Genomic DNA, 8,351 nt, shown 5'->3' with positions numbered 1-8,351 from the left:
GAGCGGGGGGCGAGCACGGCACAGGGGGCGATCAGGAAGGACCCACGGTCGTGAGCCCCTGTCTGCAGAACGACAGCGCCGTCGCCAGGGTGATGGTGCTCGACGACAACGACACCAAGCGCTACATCATCAGCAGCTGGCTGCGCCGGGCGGGCCACACGGTGGTGGAGGCCGCGGACGGCGCGGAGGGCCTGGCCCTGCTGGCCTCGGCGGCGGACGGGGAGCTGCCGGAGCTGGCCGTGGTGGACGTGCGGCTGCCCGACATGAGCGGCTTCGAGGTCTGCGAGCAGATCAAGGCGGACCCGCGGACCGCCTCGCTGCCGGTCATCCACATCTCGGCGACCGCCATCGAGGTGAGCGACCGCGCCCAGGGCCTGCACCGGGGCGCCGACGCCTACCTCACCGAGCCGATCGCCCCGGACGAGCTGCTGGCCACCGTCACCGCCGCGCTGCGCTACGCCCGGGCCCGCCGCCGCGCCGAGCGGCTGGCGGCCCGGGTGGCGGCCCTCAACAGCAGCACCCTGGCGGTGTACGCGGCCCGGGACGGGCGCGCCTTCACCGAGGCGGCCGCGGCGGGCGCGGCCACGCTGATGCAGTCGCCCGCGGTGGCCGTGGCCCTGAGCCCGGACAACCGGATGCTGCACCTGGCCTCCGCGGACCGTGCGGCGGGGCCCGGGCCCGACCCGTCCGGCGACGCCCCGCCGGTGAAGCTGTCCACTCCGGAGCAGCGCCTGCTGGACCTGCTGGCCGGCCGGGTGCTGGGGGACGGCACCGGCACCGCGACGGCGATGCTGCCGGCCGCCGAGTGGCGGACCCTGGTGTGCCGGGAGGACGGCGCGGGGGCGGACGTCTTCACCGGTGACGTCGCCCTGATCCTCGCCCGCACCAAGAAGGGGCGGCCTCCCCTCGCGCTCGCCGTGGACGCCGGGGCGCTGGCCGGGGTCGACGACCGGGAGCTGCTGTCGCAGCTGGCCCAGGCGTGCGCGCTGGCGCTGGAGGCGCTGCGCTCGCGCAGCGAGGAGCACGCCCTGGTGCTCACCCTCCAGCGCACCTTCCTCCCGGACCGGCTCCCCGAGGTGCCGGGCGTCGATCTGGCGGTGCGCTACGAGCCGGCGGCCGACGACTCGGAGATCGGCGGCGACTTCTACGAGGTCATCGAGACGCCGGCCGGTCTGCTGCTGGCCATCGGCGACGTCGCGGGGCACTCCCTGCAGGCGGCGATGATCATGGGTGAGGTGCGGCACGCGCTGCGCGCCTACGCCATCGAGGGCCACGACCCGCGCACCCTGCTGGACCGGCTGGACGCCCTGCTGACCCGGCTGCGGCCGGCGATCACGGTCACCGTCTGCCTGGTGCTGGTGGAGCCGGGGGCCCGCCGGGTCCACGTCGCGAACGCGGGCCACATCCCTCCGCTGCTGCGGCATCCGGACGGCTCCACGCGCTACCTCACCGAGCACGGCCCGCTGCTGGGCCTCAACCTGAGGCACCCGCCGGGCGTGAGCCACGACGTGCCGGAGGGCTCGACGCTGCTGCTGCTCACCGACGGCCTGGTCGAGGTGCCGGGCGTGGACCTCACCGAGAGCCTCGACGAACTGGGGGCGACCCTCGCCGAGGCGCCCCGCGCGATCGAGGAGCTGTGCGACGTGCTCCTGCACCGGTTCGGCAAGGGCAAGACGGACGACATCGCCCTCCTCGCGGCGCGGCTGGGCTGACCTCCCCGGCCGCCCGCCTTCCCGGCCCCGGCGGGCCGGGCGGCCTCCGGCCGGCCGGAGTCAGGCGCCGCCGCGTGCACGCCGGCGCCTGCGCAGGACGACCAGCAGGTCGGCCGCGGCCAGCAGGGCGACCAGCGCACAGACCACGGTGAAGGTGATCAGCATGCCGCGGTCGGGGCTCTCCCCGGGTCCGACGTCGGCGGCCCAGAGGGCGAAGAAGACGGTCAGCGCGACGAAGACCGGCAGGAAGACGGCCGACAGCAGCAGCCGCAGTCCCAGCGCGCTGCGCGCGGTGACCGGTTCCGTGCCGCTGCGGCGGCGCCTGCCGGCCGCCTGCCCCCTGCCGTCCGGGCGTCGGGGGTCCTGGGGACCGGCGCCCTGGCCTCCGGACCGGCCGCCGCTCACAGGGTCGCCTCCCGTCGCCTCGACGCCTCGAGGATGCGGACCACCTCGTCGTCGTCCACCTGCTCGAAGTCCTCGTACCAGAGACCGACCGCCTGGAAGTCCGGCGGCTGCCGCAGACAGATCACGTCGTCGGCCTCCGCCCGCAGCGCGGAGGCGGCCTGCGGCGCGCCGACGGGCACGGCGAGGATCAGCCGCGAGGGGTCCTGGCGGCGCAGGTGGCGCAGCGCGGCGCGGGCGGTGACGCCTGTCGCCAGGCCGTCGTCGACGAGGATCACCGCCCGGTGCAGGACGTCCGGCAGGGGCCGCTCGCCCCGGTAGCGCAGGGAGCGCCGCCGCACCTCCTCCCGTTCCCGGGCCACGTCGGGGGCGAGGCGTTCCTCGCTCAGGCCCAGCATGTCCAGTGACGTCCGGTCGAACAGGGGCGGGTCGTCGCCGACGACGGCGCCGACGCCCACCTCGGGGCTGCCCGGCACGCCGATCTTGCGCACCACCAGCACGTCCAGCGGCGCCCCGAGGGCCCGGGTGACCTCGGCGGCCACCGGCACGCCGCCGCGTGGCAGCGCGAGGACGACGGGCTCGAAGAGTTCGCCGTCGGAGGCCCACTGCATGAGCCGGAATCCGAGTTCCTGGCCGGCTTCCCGGCGGTCGTGGAATCGCATGGATCTCTTCTCTCCTCACTCCCCCCGGTTCTCCTCGCTCCCCCGGTCACGTGATGCCGCTGTCGGCCCCTGTCAGCCGCGCACCGCCAGGTGTTCCTGGAACCAGTCGGCGGCGGCGCGGGTGACCTCCTCGAGCGCGCCGGGTTCCGGGAAGAGATGGGTCGCGCCGCCCACGACGTGGACGCGGTGGGCTCCGGGAAGGTGCATCGCGGCCTGCCGGTTGAGGTCGAGGACGGTCTCGTCCGTCCCGCCGACGATCAGCAGCACCGGTACGCCGACCCGCCGCAGCGCGTCGCCGGCCAGGTCGGGGCGGCCGCCCCGGGAGACGACCGCGCGGACGCTGCCCGGCCGTTCGGCGGCCGCGGTGAGCGCGGCGGCCGCCCCGGTGCTCGCGCCGAACAGGCCGACCGGCAGGCCGGCGGTGTCCGGGTGGCCTCCCACCCAGTCCACGGCGTCGGCGAGGCGTCCGGCGAGCAGGGCGATGTCGAAGCGGAGCGCCGCCGTGGCAGTGTCCTCGCGTTCCTCGGCGCGCGTCAGCAGATCCATCAGCAGGGTGGCGAACCCCGCCCGGCGCAGTCCTTCGGCGACCGCGCGGTTGCGGGGGCTGAGGCGCGAGCTGCCGCTGCCGTGCGCGAACAGCACCACGCCGCGCGCCCTCGGTGGCACGGCGAGGTCGCCGTCCAGGGTCACCCCCCCGCGAAGGGAGCTCGGCGCTGTGGGACGTCATGGCTGCTCATCTCCCTGTGCTGCCGGCCTCGTCCTGTCCCGGGCCGCGCACACGCGCGGGGCGCGGCCCGCCGGAGCCGCGCGTCCCGCTCAGGCCGACGGACGCGCCGCGGTCCGGCGTCCCGGCCCGGGTACCCCGCCCGTGGCCGCGCGTACCGGGCCGGCGCCACCGCGGCGCACCGGCCGCCAGGTCGCCACCAGCGCACCGGCCAGCAGGAGCTCGGCGAGGTCGCCGCCCCAGTACATGAGCTCCGCGCCCTGCCGGAGCTGGGCGACCGGGGCGTCGACGTACACGTGGAAGCGGCCGTACAGGGCCTGCGAGATCAGCGCGTGCGCGGCGATCGCGGCCCCGAGGTACACCAGCCGGGCCGGCACCCCGGGACGGGCGGGCGCCGGGTCCGGTCCGGCGACGGCGTGGGCGAAGAGGCAGCCGGACGCGAGCAGGTGCAGGTGCAGCAGCCAGTGACCGGCCGGGTGCGCCATGAGGGCGCCGTACAGGGGGGTGAAGTACAACGGCACCAGCGAGCCGGTGCTCAGCAGCAGCGCCACCGCCGGGTGCGCGAGGAGGCGGGCGGGCGCGCTGTGCAGCACGGCGGTCACCCGGCGGGCGGACGCGGCGGGCAGCACCCGCAGCAGCAGGGTGACCGGCGCGGCCAGCACCAGGGCGAGCGGCGCGTACATCCCGATCAGCAGGTGCTGGGCCATGTGCGCGCGGAAGTCGGAGTGGGCCGCCGGTCCCAGCGGAGGCAACAGCGCCACCGCGAGCAGGCCGAGACCGGTCAGGAAGGACGCCGAGCGGCGGCTGCTCCAGCCCCGCTCCGGGTTGCGGCGCCGGGCCCGCCGCGCGCCGAGGAGGAAGCCGCACGCCAGGGCGGTCAGGACCAGCAGGACCGGCACGTGGCCGAGGAGTTCGGGGAAGCCGGGGCCGGCGCCGCCGTCGTCGTGCTGGTGGGGTCCGTGCTCCATCAGACGTCGTGGTCCCGGACCGTCCGTCCGGCCTCCCGCGGGGCGGACGGGTCGACCGCCCGGCCGCGACGCCGCACCAGGTGGCCGACCGCCAGCAGCAGGACGCCGAGGACCAGGAAGCCCGCGTCCCACCACGCCTGGTGCTCACCGGCCCGGACGTGGTGCACGCCGAGGATCTGATGGTTCAGCAGGCCCTCGGCGATGTTGAACACGCCCCAGCCGAACAGCACCCATCCCCACAGCACCGGCGAGGTCCACACCGCCCGCCGGTCGTGGGTCACCCTGCCGTACAGGACGGCGAGGCCCGCCAGGACCAGCAGCCAGCAGAGCGCGTGGAAGATGCCGTCCCAGACGGTGTTCATCTCCAGTCCTGGAACGGTCTTCGGGTCGTAGTACCGGATGCCGACACGGTCCTGGTCGGTGCTGCTGAGCAGGTGGTGCCAGCGCAGGATCTGGTGGAGGAGGATGCCGTCCACGAACCCTCCGAGCCCCGCCCCCAGCAGGATGCCGGGCAGCCGGAGACTGCTGGGCGTCGCCGTGAGCGCCCGCGCGCCGTCCTCTCTCGCCATGCCTGTCCCTCCGTACCCGTCACGCGGCTCTCGCGCGGTGTTCCGTGCTCCGGGCACGGTTTCCCTCCGGTCCTCTTCCGAACCGCCCGGTGGAGGTGCGCACCCGGTCGGCCCAACTGCGCACGCGCCGGCACGCGTCATGCGGCAAGAGTTGTCCCATGGCAGACAACGGTGAGCGGCGACGCGCCTCGGCCACGGCCACCAGGCGCGCTCCGCGGGAGCGCAAGGTCCGCTCCGCGGCCGACGCGGCGCGGTGCGCCGCCGACGAGCTCGCGGCACTCGTCCACCACCCGCAGGAGGGCGTGTCGGCGGTCCGCAGGAGCGAGGAGGGCGGCTGGAGCGTCGTCCTCGACGTGTTGGAACTGGCCCGCATCCCCGACACCACCAGCCTGCTCGCGACCTACGAGGTGGAACTGGACGCCGAAGGCCGGATGGTCCAGTACTGCCGCACCGCTCGCTACCGGCGCGGGGGCGCCGACCAGTAGGCGGCCGCACCCCTTCCGGAAGGAACACCCATGACCGTCGTGACTCCGTCCCCGTACGCCGACGAACTGGCCTGCGTGCCGCGCGCGGGCACTCTGTACGACGTCCTCGACCTGATCCTCGACCGCGGCATGGTCATCGACGTGTTCGTCCGGGTGTCCCTGGTCGGCATCGAGATCATAAAGATCGACGCCCGCATCGTCGTGGCGAGCGTCGACACCTATCTGCGGTTCGCCGAGGCCTGCAACCGACTCGACCTGGAGCGGACCTCCCGCAGCAAGACCGTGCCGGAACTCTTCGGCGGCGGGGCGATGAGCAAGACGGTCGCCAAGGCGGGCGCCCGCAAGGCGGGCCGCTCCCTGGGCGACAAGGTGCGCGGCGTGCTCGGCACGGACACCCGGGACGACGAGGACGCCGAGTACGCGGACCTCGCCGAGGGCGCCGCGGACGAGGACCTCGGCGAGGAGGAGTACGAGGAGAGGCCCCGGCCGCAGCGCCACCGCCGCACCGACGACGACCGCCGCCGACCGGCCGGGGCCGCCCGGGACCGTGGGCGCGAGCGTGACCGCGACCGGGACCGGGACCGCGACCGGCCCCGCCCGCGCCGCCGTTCGGAGGACTGACCGTGGCCACCGCTCCTTCCGCCGTCCTGTCCGGCGGCGCCCCCTCGGCGGCGCCGGTCACCACCGGCTCCCTGTACGTCTACGGGATCGCGCCGGCCGGGGTCCGGGCGCCCCGCGCCCCGGGCGTGGACGGCGCGGCCGTCCGGCTGCTGACCTCCGGCCCCCTGTGCGCGGCGGTCTCCTCGGCTCCGGCCGAGATCCGGGCCCGCCGCCGCCACCTCGCGGCCCACCAGGCGGTGCTCGACGAGCTGTCCGGGCAGGGCCCCGTCCTGCCCATGCGGTTCGCCGTGCTCGCCCAGGACGAGGACACACTGGGGTCCTATCTCCGGGAGCAGCGGCCGCAGTTCGAGACGCAGCTGGAGCGGATCCGGGGCTGCGTCGAGATGAACGTGAAGGGGCACACGGTGCCCGGCTGCTTCGAGGACCTGGTCCGCCGGGACGAGAAGCTGCGCGAGCTGGCCCGGCGCACCCGCCGCCGCCCCGACTACGACGCCAACGTCCGCCTGGGCGAGGCGCTGGCCCGCGCGGTCACCCGGGAGGCACGGCACGCCGCCCGCGAGGTGCTGGACCGGCTGTCCCCGCTGGCCCGCCGCACGGCGCGGGGCGAGGTGGACGACACGGTCGTGCTCAGCGCCTCGTTCCTGGTGCCGGCCGAGGCCGAGCGGCGCTTCCGGAAGGCCGTCGAGGAGCAGGCCCGCCGCCAGGGCACGCGGCTGGCGCTCAGCCTGACGGGGCCGCTGCCCTGCTACAGCTTCGTCGACGCCCCCACCACGGCTGCCCCGGCGGCCGGCGGCGCGCGCCCCGCCGGGGCAGGGCCCGCCCGGTCCACCGCCAGGTCCGCCGGCGCCGGGACCAGGAGGTAGGGGCGTGGGGCTGTTCACCGAGATCCTGCTGCTGCCCTTCGCCCCGGTCCGGGGAACCGTGTGGATCGCCGACCAACTGGCCCGCGAGGCCGATCGCCAGGCCCGCGATCCGCGTCTGGTGCAGGCGCGCCTGGCGGCACTGCACCGCGCCCTGGACGAGGGCGAGATCGACGAGGCGGCCTTCGAGAAGGAGGAGGACCGCCTTCTGAGGCTGCTGGAGAACCCTGTCCGCCGCGTGGGCGGCCGGCCCGCCACCGGCACCCGCACCCGCACCCGCACTCCCGAGGGACTTCGATGAACCAGAACTGCAAGGCGGCGATGGCCGCGGCCGTCGCCGGTGGATACCTCCTCGGCCGGACGAAGAAGGCCAAGCTGGCCCTGGCCGTCGGCACCTACCTGGCGGGGCGGCGCTTCAGCATGTCCCCCACCCAGCTCGCCACCCAGGGCCTGACCAAGCTGCGGGAGACCCCGCAGTTCCAGGACCTCACCGACCAGATGCGTCACGAGGTGCTGGACGCCGGCCGCGCCGCGGTCACCGCGGCCGCCCGCCGCAAGCTCCTCGACCTCAGCGACTCGCTGCGCGACCGCGGCGAGCGCCTGTCCGGCGCGGCCGACGACCGTGACGACGACGCCGACGAGCGCGACGACGCGGACGACCGCTACGACGACGAGGACGACGCGTACGACGAGGAGCCGTCCGGCGAGGACCGTGAGGACGACACGGACGACGACGAGGACGACGACGAGGACCGCGAGGAGGACGAGGACGCACCCGCCGCCCGCGGGGGCGCCCCCCGGCGGACCTCCGCCGGCTCGGCGGGCCTGCGCAACTCCACCGCCAACCGGGGCAGCGCGCGCAGGGCGACGGTGCGACGGGCGGCCTCGACCGGTCCGGCGGTGGCCAACGCGGCGGTGAAGAAGAAGACGGCGGCCAGATCCGGCTCGGCGTCCGGCTCCGGCTCTCGGCGAGGGAAGTGAACGGCATGGCGAACGGACGACAGGAACGCGGCGGCGGCCGGGACGAAGGGCTGCCGATCGACGAACTGAAGGACGCCTTCGGCGAGTTGCTGGGAGCACTGGGCAGCAGCCTGGTGTCGAAGGCGGGCGACCGGCTGAGCGGCGTGACCGAACGGCTCCTCGACTCGGCGGGCGGCGAGGGCGGCCTGGCCGACAAGGCGGAGAAGGCCGGCGGCCTGGGACGCGTCGCCGGGCGGATGGGATCCGGCTCGGCGTCCGGCTCCGGCTCTCGGCGAGGGAAGTGAACGGCATGGCGAACGGACGACAGGAACGCGGCGGCGGCCGGGACGAAGGGCTGCCGATCGACGAACTGAAGGACGCCTTCGGC

At 75.6% G+C, this 8,351-nt stretch carries 12 protein-coding genes; 7 read left to right on the top strand and 5 right to left on the bottom strand.

The genetic code is table 11. The features are described 5' to 3' along the window. Positions 1–92 precede the first annotated feature (92 nt). Positions 93–1,712 (top strand): SpoIIE family protein phosphatase, encoded by a 1,620-nt coding sequence (locus ACOV8S_RS03075; RefSeq protein WP_448317333.1) that lies wholly within the window; start codon positions 93–95, stop codon positions 1,710–1,712. 60 nt (positions 1,713–1,772) lie between these two features. Here ACOV8S_RS03075 and ACOV8S_RS03070 read toward each other — a convergent pair whose 3' ends face one another. The 5 genes from ACOV8S_RS03070 to ACOV8S_RS03050 all read right to left on the bottom strand — a co-directional run bounded on the left by ACOV8S_RS03070 (position 1,773) and on the right by ACOV8S_RS03050 (position 5,037). Next, on the bottom strand, positions 1,773–2,117 hold the full coding sequence (locus tag ACOV8S_RS03070) for a DUF6343 family protein (protein WP_448315965.1): 345 nt from the start codon (positions 2,115–2,117) through the stop codon (positions 1,773–1,775). Next, positions 2,114–2,776 (bottom strand): phosphoribosyltransferase, encoded by a 663-nt coding sequence (locus tag ACOV8S_RS03065; protein ID WP_448315964.1) that lies wholly within the window; start codon positions 2,774–2,776, stop codon positions 2,114–2,116. Before ACOV8S_RS03065 ends, ACOV8S_RS03070 begins: the two co-directional genes overlap by 4 nt. Before the next feature lie 72 nt (positions 2,777–2,848). After that, entirely contained in the window at positions 2,849–3,466 is a 618-nt protein-coding gene (locus ACOV8S_RS03060) for a dienelactone hydrolase family protein (RefSeq protein ID WP_448315963.1), read from the bottom strand. Positions 3,467–3,592: 126 nt separating this feature from the next. Continuing rightward, positions 3,593–4,468, bottom strand: a complete 876-nt coding sequence (locus ACOV8S_RS03055) for a cytochrome c oxidase assembly protein (protein WP_448315962.1) — start codon at positions 4,466–4,468, stop codon at positions 3,593–3,595. Beyond that, on the bottom strand, positions 4,468–5,037 hold the full coding sequence (locus ACOV8S_RS03050; RefSeq protein WP_448315961.1) for a DUF2243 domain-containing protein: 570 nt from the start codon (positions 5,035–5,037) through the stop codon (positions 4,468–4,470). The genes ACOV8S_RS03055 and ACOV8S_RS03050 overlap by 1 nt, the downstream gene beginning before the upstream one ends. 158 nt (positions 5,038–5,195) lie before the next feature. On the opposite strand from ACOV8S_RS03050, the gene gvpO reads away from it, so the two are divergent. From gvpO to ACOV8S_RS03020, 6 genes are read left to right on the top strand one after another with little or no spacing between them, the layout of a single operon-like run. Further along, a complete protein-coding gene (gvpO, locus tag ACOV8S_RS03045; protein ID WP_382557756.1) occupies positions 5,196–5,522 on the top strand; it encodes a gas vesicle protein GvpO in 327 nt (108 codons plus the stop codon). A gap of 30 nt (positions 5,523–5,552) precedes the next feature. Then, a complete protein-coding gene (gene gvpJ / locus ACOV8S_RS03040; RefSeq protein WP_448315960.1) occupies positions 5,553–6,143 on the top strand; it encodes a gas vesicle protein GvpJ in 591 nt (196 codons plus the stop codon). Positions 6,144–6,145: 2 nt separating this feature from the next. Next, positions 6,146–7,006, top strand: coding sequence for a GvpL/GvpF family gas vesicle protein (locus ACOV8S_RS03035; RefSeq protein WP_448315959.1), 861 nt, complete (start codon positions 6,146–6,148; stop codon positions 7,004–7,006). A 4-nt stretch (positions 7,007–7,010) separates the two neighbouring features. Next, entirely contained in the window at positions 7,011–7,304 is a 294-nt protein-coding gene (locus ACOV8S_RS03030) for a gas vesicle protein GvpG (RefSeq protein ID WP_448315958.1), read from the top strand. Next, positions 7,301–7,984, top strand: coding sequence for a hypothetical protein (locus ACOV8S_RS03025; RefSeq protein ID WP_448315957.1), 684 nt, complete (start codon positions 7,301–7,303; stop codon positions 7,982–7,984). The genes ACOV8S_RS03030 and ACOV8S_RS03025 overlap by 4 nt, the downstream gene beginning before the upstream one ends. A 5-nt stretch (positions 7,985–7,989) precedes the next feature. Continuing rightward, positions 7,990–8,268, top strand: a complete 279-nt coding sequence (locus tag ACOV8S_RS03020; protein ID WP_448315956.1) for a hypothetical protein — start codon at positions 7,990–7,992, stop codon at positions 8,266–8,268. The last annotated feature ends 83 nt before the right edge of the window (positions 8,269–8,351 follow it).

Source organism: Streptomyces sp. CO7 (genome assembly GCF_053474865.1).
This window is presented reverse-complemented; position numbering and strand designations above follow the sequence as displayed.